The organism is Desulfatibacillum alkenivorans DSM 16219 (genome assembly GCF_900142135.1).
GTDB classification, from domain to species: Bacteria; Desulfobacterota; Desulfobacteria; order Desulfobacterales; family Desulfatibacillaceae; genus Desulfatibacillum; species Desulfatibacillum alkenivorans.
In genome coordinates this window covers 161875-178196 of sequence record NZ_FQZU01000003.1, presented here as the reverse complement: position 1 = coordinate 178196, position 16322 = coordinate 161875, and the positions used below count along the sequence as shown (strand labels likewise).

Genomic DNA, 16322 nt, shown 5'->3' with positions numbered 1-16322 from the left:
CTGGACGCAATGCAGGGTAGAGGGAATCTTTATCCCCACTTAAAAATGTAAAAGGAGTATTGCTGTGGATCCTGAGAAAAAAAAGGCCCTGGAAGAAAAACTGCTTCGCTTGTTTGAAAACCAGGAGACCAAAGTAGTAGAAAAGCCGGTCAACAGAGGCATCGGCAACGTCATCCGCCGCAGGAAGGGCCAGCCGGATAAAAGGCTGAGCCTCCCTGAGCAGAGCGCTTAATTTTGTAAAGGCATTCAGACCTCTCGATCTCTCAGCACGGTATCTACCAGCCTAACCGTGCTGACTCTTGATCTCGATCCGATTGATTTCGCCATCTTTTGTTTTAGGCAGCGCCTCGACAAAAGTTACATAACGCGGTTTTTTATAGCGTGCGATCCGGGCGGCTACGAACTCCATGATTTCTTCAGGAGTCAAAGCGGCTCCAGGGCGGCAAGCGCAAATCGCCTTGATGCCTTCGCCGAATTTTGGGTCCGGAACCCCTATGACGCACACTTCGTTGACGTCCGGGTGTTGCAGAATGACGTTTTCCACTTCCGCCGGGTACACGTTTTCTCCGCCGGGCTTGATGAGCTCCTTTTCGGGCTTGCGTCCGGCGAAGTACAGGAAGCCGCGTTCATCCAGCTTGCCCAGGTCTCCCGTGCGATGCCAGCCGTTATCAAAGCTCTGGCGGGACATTGTCCCTTTTTCCCAGAAGCCGGCAAAGACAAGAGGGCCGCGCGCCAGGATTTCCCCGGCGACCCCGGCAGGCGCCTGATCTCCGTTTTCATCCACAATCTTGATGGTTGCAAGCAGGGACTCTCTGCCGGCGGAGCCCGGGGCTTCCACGCTTTTGGCCGTGGAAACCATGCCCGACGTTTCGGTCTGACCGTATAAGGCCCAGAAGGTGCTGTTGGTTTTTTCCTGCCAGGAAGCCATGACCTGGGGCGCGTCGATTCCCAGAACATGGCTCAAAGAAGAGACGTCCCGGGGGTTTTTATCCAGTTCCGCTTCCAGGTTGCTTAAGATGGGCGGAAAGCTGCCGATGACGGTGACTTTTTCGTCCTGAGTCAGGTCCAGGGCCTCGGCCGGGTCGAATTTCTCCATGACAATGTTCCGGCCGCCTGCATGCATGACCGACATGCTCAGATTCAGGCCGGTGATGTGGAACATGGGCAGCATGTTCAGGTAGGCGTCCCGGCGCCCAAGCTGCATTGTGGCGATGCCCTGGATATTGCTGTATATGACGTTATTGTGGGTCAGGACGGCGCCGCGGGGATGGCCGTCCACGGCGGCGGTGTGGATAATGCAAAACGGATCGTCCCCAAAGCCCTGGCATTGCCTGGGCGCCTTGTTTTCCATGAGGCTGTCCAGGAATTTGATGTCCTGCACATCCGGGTCAAAGCATAACAGGGAGGTCTGGCCTTCCAGCTGCTTTCCCGTGTCTGCAAAGGCTTTATCCACAACCAGATATTTGGGGGAAGTGTCTTCCAGAATATAGGCCGCTTCCTCTTTGGCCAAACGCCAATTGATGGGAACGACGATCACGCCCAAAGCGGCTGCAGCGCCGAAAATCCATAAATATTTGTGTGTGTTAAGCCCCAGGATGGCAATACGGTCCCCCTTGGCGAAGCCAAGGGCCTCCATGCCGTTGGCGAGAGCGTCCACCTGCTCTTTCAACTGGGCGAAAGTGATTCTTTCCTGTCCAAAAACCACGGCATTGTCGTCGGCGTATGCGCAGGCGTTTTTGGCGTAGATTTCATAAACCCCTAAACTGTGCAGACTCATAACTTTCCCCCCTTTGGTCAAGCATGGCTGTGGGTTGATTTGTGGAAAGCGTCTGACGGGCCGGTCTGGAATTTACTCTATGCAGACCAGGACCGTATTTTTAACTTTCGAGGCTTCTCCCTGCTTGAAATTCTTTCCTAAAGCCTGAGAAAAGGCCTTGCAAGGCTCTTTCTCAATAAAAGCGATTCTTAAAACCGCCTCGCCTGCTTCCAGCGCGGGAAGCTGTTCCAGCGCCTTTACAGCCTGGGAAGCGTCGGCTTCGCCGGCGGTAAAGCGGCTTATACAGGCTGCAAAAGCCTCCTTCCACGGGTCGGCGGCTTCTCCTTCGGCCGGAGGCCAGGAAAAATCATTTACGGAGAATGATAGCGGTTGAGGGTCCATCTTGTCCAACAATAAGTCCAGGGCGTCGGCGGTGAAGGTGATAAACAGGCCGGAAGCCGCCGGGTCTTCGCCAAGCATGCGCGCCCAGGCATGCATCCTTCTGCTCAGGTTGCGAACCCTCGGCGTGTCCGCATTGGACAAGGATACGCCCACTTTGCGCGCCTCTTTCTCCCCCGGCTCGGACAATTCCTTTAACAATGCGCTCTCCTGGCCCGTGAGCTTTTTAAGGGAGGACTCCATGTCATAGTGCTGAAAATCCAAGGCCTGCGCCAGCAAAAGAAACACCTGGTCGGCCAAAGGCGGAGACTCTTCGCCCCCCGGGCTGGAAGAGGATTGCTTTTGTATGGCGGCCCGGATATTGGCTGAAAAGGCCTCCTCGGTCAACGGCTGCTGGGAGCTTTGCACGGCCGCAGCCCGCAAGTCCATGGCGCCCGCCCAGGAGCGGCACTCGGCCAGGACGGACCGAAGCAGCCTCTTGTCCGTCTGGTCCTCCAAAGGCAGAGACAGGGAGACCAGTTTTTTTCTATAGGCGTCCATGATGGGCGGAGGCATTTCCATATCCGAGGCTAAGTACAGCGTGGGCGTCCCGAAAAGCAGATTCAATGCCTGAATTTCGTCGTCGGTGATATAGGTGTATGGAAAAATTATTGCGTTCATATTTCCGTCTCTCTTCTTTTAACCTGGGATAGGAGTTATTTGGCCTTGCCGTCCCTAACGGTCACGCCCCGGGCGATGAGTTGATCCCGAATGGCGTCCGCGGCGGCGTAATCCCCCTCGGCCCGGGCTTTTTCCCGTTTTTCCATAAGGGCCGATATTTCCGCATCCTGAGGCTCTGCATCAAAACTAAGCACGCCAAGCACCTGGTCCGTCTTTTGGAGGGCTTCAAGAATTTTATGTGCGCCGGAGGAGCCCAGGGCGTTTTGGGAGGCCAGGCGATTTACCTTTTTCACCACGGCGAACAGGGAGGACAGAGCCGCCGAAACAGACAGGTCGTCATCCATGGCGGCGGTGAAGCCCTGCTTGATATCGTACAGCAGTTGATCCACGTCCGCGTTGGTGCGGGCGCCGTCTGCGTTCTGCAGGGCTTCCACAAAGTGGTCCAGCCGCTCCAATCCCTTCGCCGCGCTGTCCAGGCTGGCCAGGGTAAGATGCAAAGGCTTGCGGTAATGGGTCGCCAACAGCCAGAATCGAATCTGGCGGCCGGTATAGCCCTTGTCCTTCAGATCCTGGAGGGTGATTTTTTCAGGCCAGGCGTCCTTTTCATCCACGATAACCTGGTCGCAGTGCAGCCAGTAATTGGCGAGGGGTTTGCCGGTAAGGGCCTTGGCGATGGCGACCTCGTTTTCATGATGGGGAAAAACCAAGTCGCGGCTGGCCGTGTGGATATCGTATGTTTCGCCCAAATATTTCATGGACATGGCTGTACACTGGATATGCCAGCTCGGCCGCACGTTGCCCCATTCGGTTTTCACGAAGATGCCCCGTTTCAGTTCATTCAAGCGGGAGCGCTTGAACAGGGTGAAATCCCGGGGATTGTCCTTTTCGTAGTCGTCCAGTTCCACGGTGGCGCCCAGGCGGATTTTATCCAGGTCAATGCCGGACAAATCGCCGTATCCCTCCAGGCGGGATATGTCGAAATACAGGGAGCGCATTTTTTCATAGGCGAAACCGGTCCCGGCCAGCTTGGAAGCGATCTCCACCATGTCGTCCACATGCTTGCTCGCCCTGGGATAAGCGTCCGCGGGCTTGACGCCCAGAGTTTCGATATCCTCCATGAACTGGTCGATATGCTTCTGGGTGAACTCCTCCAGGCCCATTCCGGCATCCTGGGAGCCCTCGATGGTCTTGTCGTCCATGTCCGTGATATTTATGATGTGCTTGACGTCCAAGCCCTTATAAGTCAGATACCGGCTTAACAGATCCGCAAACACAAAGCGCCGGCAGTGCCCAAGCCCCATGGGTTCGTTAGCCGTGGGGCCGCAGGAGTACATGCCCGCCTTGCCGGGCTTTATGGGCGTGAACGATTCCTTGGAACGGGTCGCCGTATTGTACAGGGTCAGGCCGGATTTTTCCTGGACTGCGAACAAGGACGTGGAGAGATAGCGCTCCCCTGAGTCGGGCAGAAGAGCCACAATCACGCCGGACTTCAGCTCCATGGCTTTTTTGCACGCAATGGCCATGGCCGCACCGGAGCTCATGCCCACAAACAAGCCTTCTTCCTTGGCCAAACGGCGAGCCATTTCAAAGGCTTCTTCGTCGTCCACATTCACCTTTTCGTCCAGGGCCTTCTTGTCGAAAATTTCCGGAACGTAGGACTCCTTGAGATTTTTCAGGCCTTGAATTTTATGCCCGAAATAAGGCTCCACCCCGATCATCCGGATGTTCGGGTTAAAGGCTTTCAACCCCCGGGAGAGCCCCATGCACGTGCCCGTGGTGCCGATGGCGGCCACCATATGGGTGATCTGGTGCATGCTCTGCTCCCAGATTTCCGGCGCCGTGCTCTGCACGTGGGCTTTCCAGTTGGCTTCGTTGTTGTATTGGTCGGTCATGAAATACTTGTCGGGATTTTCGCGCACCAGCCTGTAGACTTCCTCAATAGCGCCGTCCGTGCCCAGGCGCCCGGGAGTCAACAGGATTTCGGCGCCGCGCGCGGACAGGATTTTCCTCCGTTCTTCGCTCACCGACTCGCTCATGGCCAATAACAGGCGATACCCTTTGACCGAACACACCAGGGCCAGGCCGATTCCCGTATTGCCGCTGGTGGCTTCGAGTACGGTCTTGTCTTTGGTAAGCTCTCCGGTCCTCTCCCCTTCCTCGATCATGGAAAGGGCCGCGCGGTCCTTGATGGAGCCGCCGGGATTGAAATACTCCAGCTTGGCGAAAATGCGCACCGCAGGGTTGGGATTCAAGCGCCTTATTTCCACCAGGGGCGTGTTGCCTATATAGTCCAGTATGCTATCCATAACCTTTTGTTCAGCCATGCGCATGGTTTATGCGAGGTTTCTTTTAGCCGTGAATTCGGCCAGTAATTCCTTGGTTTCTTCCCAGACCTGACCCGGGGCGGCGTCGGCGTTTACAATGCTGAAGCGCCCGGGTTCGGCCTTTGCCAGAGCCAGGTAGCCCTGCCGCACCTTGCGGTGAAAAGCCAGATCTTCGGCCTCGAAACGGCCTTCCCGGCTTGTGTTGTTCTGCTCGTGCAGCCTGGCCTTGGCTCTGGATAACCCAACTTCCGCCGGCAGGTCAAACAGCAGGGTCAAATCCGGCGTCAGGCCGTCCAGAATCCGGGCGTGGAGTTGGTTGATAAAATCCAGGGAAAGCTCCCGGGCGTATCCCTGATAAGCGGTCGTGGCGTCGCAAAACCGGTCGCAAACCACGCATTTGCCGGCTTCCAGAGCAGGCTTGATCAAACGGGCCAGATGCTGGGCCCTGTCCGCCTCGTACAACAAGAGCTCAGCCAGGGGGGCCAGGGTGACATGCTCCGAATTAAGCAAAATGGCCCTGATCTTTGCGCCGATGCCTGTGCCGCCGGGCTCCCGGGTGGAAATGCATTCGTAGCCCTGGGATTCCATGAATTCCAGAATGCGCCCGACCTGGGTGGTTTTTCCGGCGCCTTCAATTCCTTCCAACGTGATGAAAACGCCCGGCCTACTCATTGCCGCCCGCCTTTCTTCCCCGATAGAAATGGCGCTCCATCAAGCGATGGTATCCGGTCCAGGCTTCTCCGTTATCCTCCTGGTCCATGAAAGTGCGGACCCCGTTTACCTTGGCGTCCAGGTCGTCAATGTTATTCAATATAATCGCCTCCAGGGTCTTGGGCGTCTCTATGGCGCCGAACTCCCTTTCTCCATGGTGGCTGACTATCATATGCCTGATCATCATGGCTGTTTCGTTAGGAAAATCCGGGATGGCGGCAATTTTCTCGTCCAGCATTCTGACGCCCAGGACCGCGTGGCCCATCAACCGGCCGGCGTCCGAGTAGTCTATGGCCGCTTTCCACTGGAATTCCTGCACCTTGCCCACATCGTGAAGCACGGCGCCCACCAGGAGCAGATCCCGGTTAACGCCTTTGTTTTTTATGTAATGCCCGGCCAGGGGATCCACAAGCAGAGCCACGGACAAGGTGTGCTCGGCCAGGCCGCCAATGTATGCATGATGCATTTTCTTTCCGGCCGGCGCCGCGGTAAAGGCTTTGACAAAGGCCTCGTCCTCCCAGAACGCATTCATGAGCTTGTTCAGGAAAGGATCTTGGATGCTTTCCGTCAACTCCTTGAGCTTGGCGAAAAGCTTTTGAGGGTCCGTGGGGCACGCGGGCAGAAAATCGCTGGGATCCACCTCATCGTCGGGCGTTCTGGCCAGGGCCTTGATGGTAAGCTGCAACTGGTCCCGGTAGGTTCCGGCCTGAGCCATGACAGCCACGTAGTCGCCGTTATCAAAAGAGGCCAGGGTGTCGGGCAGAAGATCCCACATGATGGCCCTGACCGAGCCGGTGCGGTCCACCAGGGTGAGGTTCAAAAACGGAGCGCCGTCCTTGCGATGGGAGACGGATTTGTCGGTCACGGCGAAAACAGCCTGAACTTTCTCGCCGGGCTGTATGTTTTCCACAAAAGTCGTTTTGGTCATGGGTCCCCATGAGGTTAAGGGTTAAAGGAATTAGGGCTTCTCCACTTTCCATTCTTTGAGCCGGCTCAAGAACCCGTAGTCCGTCATGTCGCACTGGACCGGGGTCACGGCGATGCAGTTTTCCCGCAGGGCCACGCCGTCTTCGTCCGGCGATTCGCCGAACAATTGGGTTTCGCTGCCCTGCCAGTAATAGGGCTGATCCCTGGGGTCCCTGCGGACATGAAAAGCCTCTTCCAGCCTGGCGATTCCCTGGCGGCAAATGCGTACGCCCGCGATTTCCTCCATGGGAGCGTCGGGCAGGTTGACGTTCAGAAAGACGCCTTTGGGCAGGCCCCGCTCGGCCACGTCGGCCACCAGATCCTGCATAAAGCGGGCGGCGTCCGAAAAGTGGGTTCCGTAGGGATTGCTGACGGACACGGCAATGGCTGGAATCCCCAACAGGGCGGCTTCTCTGGCGGCGGACACCGTGCCGGAATAATTGAGGTTGACGCCCACATTAGGGCCGGGGTTGATGCCCGACACCACCAGGTCCGGCTTTTCGCCCAGCAACTCCAGAACCCCCAGCTTGACGCAATCCGCAGGGGTGCCGTTGACGGCCCAGGAGGGAATGCCGTTTCCGTTGGTCTGGGAAAAGGCCCTGAGCGGCGTAAGCAGGGTTATGGCGTGCGCAATGGCGCTTCGCTCCCTGTCCGGGGCGACCACCTGGACCCTGTGGTCCCTGGCCAACCCGTCCCGCAAGGCGGCCAGCCCGGGGTGATGAATGCCGTCGTCGTTAGTGACTAGTATGTGCATGCTCATGTCCTCGTTAATGTTCAAAATATCAAATTCGCATCATACACCAACCGGTTCTTTTATTAAACAGTAAAGCCCTGATCCTTGACTTTTTTCTCCGGTTGTCACAAAACCCTGTTATGAGACAAATTTTCCTTAAAACCGGTTTTCTTAGGCTAGGGGCGGCATGGTGGGCGCTTACCATGCTTTTGTTCGCCCCGGCTTTTGGCCAGGGCCTGGATCTTTCCAATATGGACCCTTCGGAACCATGGAATATTACAGCCGATAAGCTGCAGTACGATAACATGACCAACACCTATCGGGGTTCCGGCAACGTGCTCATCTGGCGGTCGGGATATCGTATGGAAGCGGATGAGGCGGGCTTTGACCGGAATAATAACAGCCTGTGGGCCCACGGCAATGTCACGGTCAAGGGCGGCGGCGACGTGGTCACCGGAGACCGGGTTTATATGGATCTTGCCACGGAAACGGGTTTGGTGGAAAACGGCACCCTGTTCATCCAGGCGACCCATTTTTTCATCCGGGGCGGCCGCATCGAGAAGCTGGGCGCCCAATCCTACCGCGTGGACGACGCCAGCCTGACCACCTGCGACCCGGACGATCCGGACTGGGTTATCAAGGCCGCCAACGTCAAGGTTACGGTGGGCGGGTACGGAACCGCCAAAAATATTGTGGTGAAAGCGCGCAAGGCGCCGGTTTTCTACTCTCCGTATCTGGTCTTTCCGGCCAAAACGGAACGCCAGACCGGCTTGCTGCCGCCCCAGGTCAGCCAGTCCTCCCGGCAGGGCTGGGGGATCAACCAGCCCTTTTACATGATCATGGGCGAAAGCGCGGACATGACCCTGTACGCCCACCCCATGGAAAAGCGCGGAGTGCAGGCTGCAGCGGAAATGCGGTATGTGCTCAATCCCAAGTCCAAAGGCTACATCTTCGGCAGCTATCTCCAGGACAGGACCCGGGACGACGGCGTTGGAAACAACTCCCTGGACTGGGGCTACGATAATGACCTTTATCTTCGACCGAACCAGGATAGATACTGGGTTGCAGCCAAGCACGACCAGCAATGGAAAAACGGCTTGAAATTCAGGCTGGACGCCGATTTTGTGAGCGATCAGGATTACCTGCGGGATTTCAAGGACGGCTACACCGGATACAGCGCGGTCAACCGCGAATTCGCCCAGGAGTTTGGAAGGGATCTGGACGACTATGACGAGACGATCCGTAAAAACAGCCTGTACCTTCAAAAAGGATGGGACAGCTACAGCGCCAACGCAGAGGCCAAGTGGTTCGACAACGTGATCGCACGCCGGTTCGACGAACCGGACTCCACCTTGCAAACCCTGCCCTTTGCCGGCTTTTCCGGAACAAGGCAGTCTTTGTTCGGCTCGTTCCTTGCCTGGGAATTCGACTCGGGATACTCCCATTTTTACAGGGAGGAAGGAATCAGCGGCAACCGGTTTGACGTGAATCCGCGCTTTGTGGCGCCCATCGACTTCGGCCGTTACATGAGCATGGAAACCACGGTGGGGCTGCGGGAAACGCTATATAACGTCACCACGTGGGACCAGGAGCCCTCGCGGGACGACCGCACTTTTTCCCGGGAGATGTACGACCTGGAAACGGAATTCTCGTCCGAACTGGTCAAAGTCTTCAACCTAAAACCAGGCAAAGGGAAGATCGACAAAATCAGGCATGCTTTCACGCCCTCCCTCAGCTACAGATACCGGCCCGACGACGATCAGGAAAAATATCCTCTTTTCGACCATGTGGACCGGCTGGAAGCCCAAAATCATGTGACCCTGGCCTTGACCAACAGTTTTCTCGGAAGAAGCAGCGTCCGGCGGAAAGACAATTCCATATTCCCTTATGAATACAAAAAACTGTGCTGGTTCGAAATTTCCGCGTCCTACAACATCAACGAGGCGAACGAGGAGGACTCCTCGGAATGGACCGAGCCTCACAGGCGGCAGCCTTTTTCCCCGGTCAGCGCCCGCCTGGAGTTGAAGCCGGTTCAATGGGCGGCCCTGGAAAGCACGACCAAGTGGTCCCCCTATAGCGGAAATTTTGTATACAACGCCCATGGCCTGACGCTTTCAGGGCGCGGGAACGAGCTTTCCGCCGAGTATATCAAGGCGAGGGAATCCAGCGAAACCGTCTTGGGAAAAGCCCGGTTTCGGCTGGGAGAAAGCTGGTCCGCCTACGGAGGCCTGGAAAGAGACCTGGAAGCGGGCGAACGAGTCCGCAATTATACCGGGTTGATATACGAAGCCGCCTGCTGGGCTATTGATCTGGGGTACTCGGACGAACCCGGAGATCAAAGATACACGCTTCAATTTACTTTGACGGGGCTTGGCGCTTTGGGCCGTTCAGCAGCCGACTAATTTTTATTAGAGACCGCAAGCTTTCATGGCTTCCGTCACTTGTTCAAAGAGCTCACGGACTCTGAGAATGCCGGTGATGCGCTTCTTTTTCATGACCAGCAAGGACTGATGATGCCCCATGATCACCTGATGCAGAGCTTCAGGCAGCGTGGCGTCTTCATCCACGTATTCGCCTTCGGAAGAGGGGGAGTACATGATGTCCTTGACCTTGATGTCTGCTGCTTTTCGGCAGATTTGCTCCAAGGGATTGGCCCAAAGGTTGTAATCATCGGCTAAAAGTTTTAAAAAACGGTGGGAGAAGCCAAGACGCGCAAATCCCGGACGGGATTCCAATATTTTTTCGTAACTGGGCTCCAAGGCCTTGATTACATCCAAAAGGCTCAGTTTACCGACCACATGATTTTTTTTGTCCACAACCAGGACAGCCCGGGGATCCCGCACATCCTCCCTGGCCTGACATGCTTCCAGAGCCATAACGGCATCGTAAAGATTGGCGTTTTCCTCTACAGTTGCATATTGATCCAGAGGGATCATAATGTCTTTTACAAGTATGTCGCTCATACGTTCTCCTTTGCAGCAGAGCCTTATGTGAAATCATTAATGCCTTGTACCAGAAACCTGTTAGCCAATGCAAGGCAAACAATAGGCCCATGCTCTCCAAGCGGAAGGAAAAACAATATATTTCGGAGCGTTGCCACAGAGGAAAGCCCATGAAGCAACTATTGTCCTCCCTCCCTGGGACAGGCTGCATGTATTATACGGAAGGCCATTGCATGATAAAAATAAGCGCCGATCCCAGCTTTCATGAAGCGTGGTTGTGCACTGTATTGGCAAAATGGGAGACCGCCTTTGACGCTTATCTGGACCAGGTGGAATGCTTTGAAATCGATCAGGACACGGTCATGAAAATCTGGGCGCGAAGATTCGAATCCCTGAAAGCCGAGGCGGAGTGCCCCCACTTCGAGCCTGGCAATCTCACCATCCTCAGTTGCGTGCATTTGCACTTTGACCTATGCCGGCGAAAAATCCCCCTGTGTCCGGGGCGCTGCAAGCGCTACACACGGGAAGAGTAAGGCGTCACGCCCTGTACATTTCAACTAATGGTTAAAATCTCGATCCTGTTTCTTGCAGAATCGCCCCTATCTGTGTTAAGTCCTGGACTATCAAAAGAAACTGAAAAATTGACGGCTTCGCGCCCCATGATTTTTTGGGGAAAGGAGGCAACATGCCGAAACGGCTCAACCTGGTGACCGGGGCCTGCGGCTTTTCCGGCTCTCATTTGGTCAAGTTGCTGTTGGAGCAGGGCCAGGACGTCATAGCCGCCGACTTGCCCAAAGCCTTTGAGCACCCCAAGGTAAAGGCGGTATGCAAAGGGATCGGCCTGGATTTCAATCATCCGGCCTGCCGGGCGATTCCCTGCGATTTGCTGGATACGGCCGGGGTTAGCGCCCTGTTTCAAAATTCCATAACCCATGTGTTTCACACCGCCTCCTTGTACGACTATTCCGCGCCGTTGCATCTGCTCCGCAAAATCAACGTGGAGGGGTCGGTCAACCTGTTTGAAGCGGCGGCCGCGTGCAAAAGCCTGGAGCGGTTCGTACACTGGAGCACTTGCGGCGTGTTCGGCAAGCCCAGGCCCGCATCCCAGGGCGATCACAGCAACCTGCCGTTCACGGAGGACGACTCGTCGCCCAAAAACTCCACATTTGGGCAAAAGGAGCCGGAACACACCCACTTGGTGAACGACTATTCCATCTCCAAATGGGAGCAGGAGCAACTGGCCTGGAAATATTTTCGGGAAGGCCGCCTGCCCCTGACCGTGGTGCGTCCCGCGCCTTTGTACGGACCGGGCAGCGACTACGGCCATGGGGGGATTGTGCTGGCGATCAACAGAGGATTGCTGCCTTTTATCCCGGCGGATTCCATGAATTACTTGACGACCTCCCTGCATGTGGAGGACATGGCCGGACTGGCCGCTTTTGTCGCGGATAAGGATTTCGCTTTGGGGGAAGACTACAATGTGGTTGACGAAAGCGTCATTTCATATCATGAGTTTCTGCATTACCTGGCCTTGCTGCTGGGCAGGCGCATGTGGGACGTTCCCTTTGTGCGCCAGAAAAATTTGAGGGCCGTCGCCGTCGCCGCCGCCCATGGCTGGCTTTTTCTCGAGCAAAAGCTCCATGCGCCGCGAGTGCGGATTTTGGAAATAGGCTCGGCGACTTATATGGCGTCCAGTTATTGGATTTCGAACCGAAAAACCAAGGATGCCGGCTATGTGTACAAGCATCCGGACGTCAAAGAGGGCATGCGGTCCACCATTGAGTGGTTTCGGCGGATGGGATGGTTGAAATCCGGCTATAACCCAAAAGGAGTCTGGCAGGATAACTTAAGACATGATGACTGAGAATTCAAAAATGACGCATTCCAAAGGGGAGGCTCGGGGGGAAGCCACCCGGCAAAAAATTCTGGCGGCGGCGGACAAGGTTTTTTCCCAACATCCCTTCGGGGCGGCCAGCGTCCGGAAGATCGCCCAGAAAGGCGGATTCGAGCATCCCCTGATCCAATATCATTTCAAGACCAAAGCCCGATTGTTCGAGGAATATATCACCCGGCTTAACGAGGAGTTTATCTCCACCGTACTCAGCATGCTTCCGGGCCTGGAAAAAGTCAGCCCCGCGGAAGGCTTGTCCCTGTTCCTGGACCGCATTTTGGAGCATGGGTTCCAGTCCTCCTTCATGAAAGTGATGATGCTGAATGTGGGAGGCATGAACTTTCTGGATAAATCTTTGCCCGGCGCGGAAAACATGCGCAAAGCCCTGCAAAAGGTGGCGGGATTTTTTAAGGAGGCATACTCGCCCAAGGGCACGGGCCAGGAGCTTTACATGTGGATGTTCGCCTTCGCCCTGGTCTTGAACAACTTCCTTGGCGCCAGGCATTTCCACGCAAAGACGGAAGACCTGAACCCTGAATCGGACGAGTACCGCAAGTGGGTGAAAGAGGCCATGATGTTCTTGTTCCTGCCGCCCCTTCAAAGAGTCATGAAGGGAACCCAGGTGCAGGATTTCGGCCCCATCGCCCCCAGGGGCTACGGCCGGAAAAAGAAAAAGCCGTCAGGATTGCACAGCCATCTTCGCAAAGGCGAGGCCACTCGCCTGAAAATTCTGGATGCGGCCCGGGAGGTTTTTTCCACCAATCCATACAGCACGGCCAGCATCCGCATGATCGGCAAAAAAGGCGGGTTTGACTTCACCCTCATCCACCATTATTTTCCCACCAAAAAGGAATTGTTCGAAGCCGTGGGCGTGGACCTGCTGGAACGCTCCCTGGACGTCAACCAGGACATCATGGAAGGCCTGGAGACCATGCCCGCGCTGGCGGCGCTCACCGAAGCCTTTGGACGCATCCTGTCCAACAGCTTCGCAAACCCGGCCGCCGAAATGGTGCTTATGCAGAACATGGCCCAAATGGACCGGGGCGAGGAGATTCCCGGCTTTGAATTCGTCATGTTCTACCATAAGTGCGTCATGGACATGATCCAGGAGCGATTTTTCCCGGACGCCCCGCCCAAGGTGATCCAAATGTGGCTCCACTGCCTGGTGACCATCACCTACAGCTGCGTGGGCTCCCCCGCGTATCCGGCCAGGATTGCAGGCATGGACCCCCAATCCAAGGAATACCGCCAGTGGGTGAAAGACACCCTGGTCTTTTTGTTCTTCCCCACCTTGTACGACATGCTGTTCCCGGGGGAGGCGAAAAAGTAAAAACCGCGTCTCAATATTTTTTCGGAAAGCTCATATCCGCGGTCTGGTGCAGGTGCAAATAGAATTTGGTGGGCAAAAAGGCCGACGTAACGGAAATCGCCCCTTCCGGACAGGCCGCAGCGCAGCAGCCGCACCCGATGCAGCCGGTGATGTCCGGCACGATTTCCTCCAGGTAAGGCAGGGGCTTTTTCTTTCCTTTTGCGCCCCGATCCATGACAATGGATCGCCCCGGGCAGATGACGGTGCACAGCCGGCACCGGACGCATTTATCGTCGGAAAAGTCCAGGTTTGCGGTCACAAGCTGTTGAGGATCGAAATAATCCGGGATGTTAAACCGGTCCAGCGCGCTTAATTTATTCATCTCACCCTCCCTGCCTTTCCACCCTGGGAGGCTCGTCCATGCCCCCTTCGTACCAGGTCACCAATTGCATTTCCCGTTTGACCTCGCCGTCATAATCCCCCTTGGGCCAGCCAAGAGCAATGCACTCGTTGCACTCGTAAGGCCATTTGAGGTCGAAAAACTTTCGCCATTTGGGGTAATAGAACAGGAGTTTGACAAGCCCGATCCAGCAAGATCCCGCGCCCATGGAGTGGGCCGTCAGCACCATGTGCTCGCCGCAGACGCCCATGTCCAAAGGCGGGCAGGACACGCCCCGTTTATCCTGAAAAAGCAGCACCAGCGTAGGCGCTCCGTGGAATACGCCCGTCTTGCCGTCTGCAATGAGCTTGAGCAGGGAGAATGGAACGGGATGCAGTTCGTTGGGTTTGATGCGGATCATGAGCCGGGTGTACCACGACGTGTATTTTCTGCGGAACTCGCTCCGGGAGCTGTCCAGAAAGAACATCATGATTTTGGCCATCTTAATGGCGTCCGCCTCCATCTCGGCCAGGATTTCCGGATTCTTGACCACCGCGAACTTCCAGGGCTGCTGGTTGCCTGCGGACGGCGCGAATCTGCCCGCCTCCAGAATCCGGCGAATCATGGAGTCGGGCAAAGGCTCTTTTTTAAAAGCCCGGATGCTCCGGCGCTCGAATATGATTTTTTCCAGCGGGTTCCATTCCATCCCCTCCTTGTACACACCCAAGGGAGACAGATCCTCCATTTCCATCTTCCTGCGCGGCATGGTCCCTCCTTTTATTTCGGCCTTATGTTTTGTTGGGCGGTGATTCTTCCACTATGTGCGCTGAAAAAGATTGCATTAACAGCTTTTTCATCTCGTCAAATCCTGCGTGCATGCCCATCTCCCGATAGCTGGCGATTCGCATGTAGACAGCCATTAAAGCCAAGACGCCAGCCAGAGGCGCGATTGTCCAGACAGGCATGAAAAACAGAAATATATTGAAAAGCAGTAAAGCTCCCGCCGTTATGCCCGCCAGCATCAATATGAGATCTTTTTCACATCAAAAGAAGCATAGCGGTAAGGGGCTCTTACTGACAGGACCGCCGATAAAAGCGACCCATTTTCCGTTTCAAGCAGTTTTATTTTTCCTTGAGCGTACTTTTTGACGCGTTTCGGCCCGAGCCAAAGTACATATTCCCCGGCTGACGGTCGGTATTCGGTAGAGGTCTTTTCGTCCACCGATTCAATCGCCTGCCTCAGCAACATCGCGGCTTCATCCCTGGGCAGATCCAGGTTCCACTCCACGTTCCAGTCATTTTCCATGACGCCCCCATCAAACTTTGGCGGAGCCCGTCTTGTCCAAGGCGTCCTTGTACTCCTCCAGCATGGCTGCGGCGGCGCCGTTGCTGCTTCTGGTCTTCTTGATGGCCGCGCGATGCGCTTCCAAAACCTGGGCGTAATGGTCGGCCAGTTCCTCGGCGGTCATGGCGCCCGAAGCCCAGTCCTTAACCAAAGCCCGCTTGATCTCCACGTGCAGCCGCACGGTGTCGTCGTCCACCCTGTCGTAAAAGGCCTTGACCATGTTGCGGCGTATGGTCCGGGAGGCGTTGGAATAAAGCATGATCACCATATTGCCGGTGGCCCGGGCGATTCTCTCTTCGGCCAGCAGGTCCAGTTCCACAATTTTATCCCGGTCGTGCACATGCTCCAATTCCTCGTCCAGCAGGGTCATGAGATCCCGCATGTCCCGGGGAGACGCCTTTTTGGAGGACATCTTTAACAAGACCGGGAAATAGGCGCCCCAAAACTCCCACATTTCGTCCATCAGATAATCGTCCACCACCGAGCCCGGGGCGTTCAGATCGTCCGACTCCACCACCAGTTGCAAAAAATCCGGACCGGCGTGGTGGGTGTAATCCTTCACATAAATGCCGTCCCCCTGGCGAATGTCCAACACCCCCATGGATTCCAAATGCTTCAGGGCAATCCGCAGGGAGGTCCTGTCAATCTCCATATCCTGGGAAAGCTGCCGCTCGCTGGGCAGCTTGCCCCCTGCTTGCAAACGGCGCGTAAAAATGTCTTTTGCCAATTTATTCAAAGCTTTTTCATGCTTCTGCATCCTGATTTAGACCCCTCTTTACTTGATGCTGAAAATTTTTGCTTGACACACTTCGCCAAATTGGTTTAACCAATTAACCAGAATTGATCAGATGAGTCAAGCAAAATTCTAAAGCCAACCTCGGCGGTCATTCTTTGCCTTGGAAAAGAC

17 protein-coding genes are annotated in these 16322 nt (G+C 55.6%); 5 read left to right on the top strand and 12 right to left on the bottom strand.

The window, feature by feature from the left end:
- Positions 1–64: 64 nt before the first annotated feature.
- The gene (locus BUE18_RS27830; protein ID WP_170868261.1) at positions 65–232 is read left to right on the top strand and encodes a hypothetical protein; all 168 of its coding nucleotides are present in this window, start codon (positions 65–67) and stop codon (positions 230–232) included.
- A gap of 51 nt (positions 233–283) precedes the next feature.
- Here the strand turns inward: BUE18_RS27830 and BUE18_RS04200 are convergent, their stop codons facing one another.
- The 6 genes from BUE18_RS04200 to surE form a co-directional block, all read right to left on the bottom strand.
- Complete coding sequence (locus BUE18_RS04200) at positions 284–1777, bottom strand: AMP-binding protein (RefSeq protein ID WP_073473174.1); 1494 nt, start codon at positions 1775–1777, stop codon at positions 284–286.
- 72 nt (positions 1778–1849) lie between these two features.
- Positions 1850–2815 carry a hypothetical protein gene (locus BUE18_RS04195; protein WP_073473172.1) on the bottom strand — a complete coding sequence of 322 codons (966 nt, stop codon included), beginning with the start codon at positions 2813–2815 and terminating at the stop codon, positions 1850–1852.
- Between the two features lie 35 nt (positions 2816–2850).
- Positions 2851–5121 carry a cysteine--tRNA ligase gene (gene cysS / locus BUE18_RS04190; protein WP_073473451.1) on the bottom strand — a complete coding sequence of 757 codons (2271 nt, stop codon included), beginning with the start codon at positions 5119–5121 and terminating at the stop codon, positions 2851–2853.
- 27 nt (positions 5122–5148) lie between these two features.
- Positions 5149–5811, bottom strand: coding sequence for a dTMP kinase (gene tmk / locus BUE18_RS04185; protein WP_073473169.1), 663 nt, complete (start codon positions 5809–5811; stop codon positions 5149–5151).
- On the bottom strand, positions 5804–6778 hold the full coding sequence (locus BUE18_RS04180) for a 3'-5' exoribonuclease YhaM family protein (protein WP_073473166.1): 975 nt from the start codon (positions 6776–6778) through the stop codon (positions 5804–5806). Before BUE18_RS04180 ends, tmk begins: the two co-directional genes overlap by 8 nt.
- A gap of 30 nt (positions 6779–6808) precedes the next feature.
- Positions 6809–7570 carry a 5'/3'-nucleotidase SurE gene (surE, locus tag BUE18_RS04175; RefSeq protein WP_073473163.1) on the bottom strand — a complete coding sequence of 254 codons (762 nt, stop codon included), beginning with the start codon at positions 7568–7570 and terminating at the stop codon, positions 6809–6811.
- Positions 7571–7752: 182 nt separating this feature from the next.
- On the opposite strand from surE, the gene BUE18_RS04170 reads away from it, so the two are divergent.
- Complete coding sequence (locus BUE18_RS04170; protein ID WP_073473160.1) at positions 7753–9951, top strand: LPS-assembly protein LptD; 2199 nt, start codon at positions 7753–7755, stop codon at positions 9949–9951.
- Between the two features lie 6 nt (positions 9952–9957).
- Here the strand turns inward: BUE18_RS04170 and BUE18_RS04165 are convergent, their stop codons facing one another.
- The gene (locus tag BUE18_RS04165) at positions 9958–10512 is read right to left on the bottom strand and encodes a CBS domain-containing protein (protein ID WP_073473157.1); all 555 of its coding nucleotides are present in this window, start codon (positions 10510–10512) and stop codon (positions 9958–9960) included.
- A 149-nt stretch (positions 10513–10661) separates the two neighbouring features.
- Here BUE18_RS04165 and BUE18_RS04160 point away from each other — a divergent pair, with 149 nt between their 5' ends.
- From BUE18_RS04160 to BUE18_RS04150, 3 genes are all read left to right on the top strand, one after another.
- The gene (locus tag BUE18_RS04160; protein ID WP_139264602.1) at positions 10662–11024 is read left to right on the top strand and encodes a hypothetical protein; all 363 of its coding nucleotides are present in this window, start codon (positions 10662–10664) and stop codon (positions 11022–11024) included.
- A 152-nt stretch (positions 11025–11176) separates the two neighbouring features.
- Positions 11177–12355, top strand: coding sequence for an NAD-dependent epimerase/dehydratase family protein (locus tag BUE18_RS04155; RefSeq protein ID WP_073473151.1), 1179 nt, complete (start codon positions 11177–11179; stop codon positions 12353–12355).
- A gap of 10 nt (positions 12356–12365) precedes the next feature.
- Positions 12366–13712, top strand: coding sequence for a TetR/AcrR family transcriptional regulator (locus BUE18_RS04150; protein WP_170868260.1), 1347 nt, complete (start codon positions 12366–12368; stop codon positions 13710–13712).
- Positions 13713–13722: 10 nt separating this feature from the next.
- Here the strand turns inward: BUE18_RS04150 and BUE18_RS04145 are convergent, their stop codons facing one another.
- From BUE18_RS04145 to BUE18_RS04125, 5 genes are read right to left on the bottom strand one after another with little or no spacing between them, the layout of a single operon-like run.
- Positions 13723–14073 carry a 4Fe-4S dicluster domain-containing protein gene (locus BUE18_RS04145; RefSeq protein WP_073473145.1) on the bottom strand — a complete coding sequence of 117 codons (351 nt, stop codon included), beginning with the start codon at positions 14071–14073 and terminating at the stop codon, positions 13723–13725.
- Between the two features lies 1 nt (position 14074).
- A complete protein-coding gene (locus BUE18_RS04140; protein ID WP_073473142.1) occupies positions 14075–14836 on the bottom strand; it encodes a nitroreductase family protein in 762 nt (253 codons plus the stop codon).
- 22 nt (positions 14837–14858) lie between these two features.
- Positions 14859–15095, bottom strand: coding sequence for a hypothetical protein (locus BUE18_RS04135; protein WP_139264601.1), 237 nt, complete (start codon positions 15093–15095; stop codon positions 14859–14861).
- Positions 15092–15376 (bottom strand): hypothetical protein, encoded by a 285-nt coding sequence (locus tag BUE18_RS04130; protein ID WP_073473137.1) that lies wholly within the window; start codon positions 15374–15376, stop codon positions 15092–15094. The genes BUE18_RS04135 and BUE18_RS04130 overlap by 4 nt, the downstream gene beginning before the upstream one ends.
- 10 nt (positions 15377–15386) lie before the next feature.
- Positions 15387–16151, bottom strand: a complete 765-nt coding sequence (locus tag BUE18_RS04125; RefSeq protein ID WP_170868259.1) for a FadR/GntR family transcriptional regulator — start codon at positions 16149–16151, stop codon at positions 15387–15389.
- Positions 16152–16322: the final 171 nt, after the last annotated feature.

Bases quoted from the DNA above. Each gene is read 5' to 3' on its own strand.
- BUE18_RS04195 (WP_073473172.1), bottom strand. From the start codon at position 2,815: ATGAACGCAATAATTTTTCCATACACCTATATCACCGACGACGAAATT.
- surE (WP_073473163.1), bottom strand. From the start codon at position 7,570: ATGCACATACTAGTCACTAACGACGACGGCATTCATCACCCCGGGCTG.
- cysS (WP_073473451.1), bottom strand. From the start codon at position 5,121: ATGGATAGCATACTGGACTATATAGGCAACACGCCCCTGGTGGAAATA.
- BUE18_RS04165 (WP_073473157.1), bottom strand. From the start codon at position 10,512: ATGAGCGACATACTTGTAAAAGACATTATGATCCCTCTGGATCAATAT.
- BUE18_RS04145 (WP_073473145.1), bottom strand. From the start codon at position 14,073: ATGAATAAATTAAGCGCGCTGGACCGGTTTAACATCCCGGATTATTTC.
- BUE18_RS04200 (WP_073473174.1), bottom strand. From the start codon at position 1,777: ATGAGTCTGCACAGTTTAGGGGTTTATGAAATCTACGCCAAAAACGCC.
- BUE18_RS04140 (WP_073473142.1), bottom strand. From the start codon at position 14,836: ATGCCGCGCAGGAAGATGGAAATGGAGGATCTGTCTCCCTTGGGTGTG.
- BUE18_RS04155 (WP_073473151.1), top strand. From the start codon at position 11,177: ATGCCGAAACGGCTCAACCTGGTGACCGGGGCCTGCGGCTTTTCCGGC.
- BUE18_RS04130 (WP_073473137.1), bottom strand. From the start codon at position 15,376: ATGGAAAATGACTGGAACGTGGAGTGGAACCTGGATCTGCCCAGGGAT.
- BUE18_RS04150 (WP_170868260.1), top strand. From the start codon at position 12,366: ATGACGCATTCCAAAGGGGAGGCTCGGGGGGAAGCCACCCGGCAAAAA.
- BUE18_RS04180 (WP_073473166.1), bottom strand. From the start codon at position 6,778: ATGACCAAAACGACTTTTGTGGAAAACATACAGCCCGGCGAGAAAGTT.
- BUE18_RS04160 (WP_139264602.1), top strand. From the start codon at position 10,662: ATGAAGCAACTATTGTCCTCCCTCCCTGGGACAGGCTGCATGTATTAT.
- BUE18_RS04170 (WP_073473160.1), top strand. From the start codon at position 7,753: ATGCTTTTGTTCGCCCCGGCTTTTGGCCAGGGCCTGGATCTTTCCAAT.
- tmk (WP_073473169.1), bottom strand. From the start codon at position 5,811: ATGAGTAGGCCGGGCGTTTTCATCACGTTGGAAGGAATTGAAGGCGCC.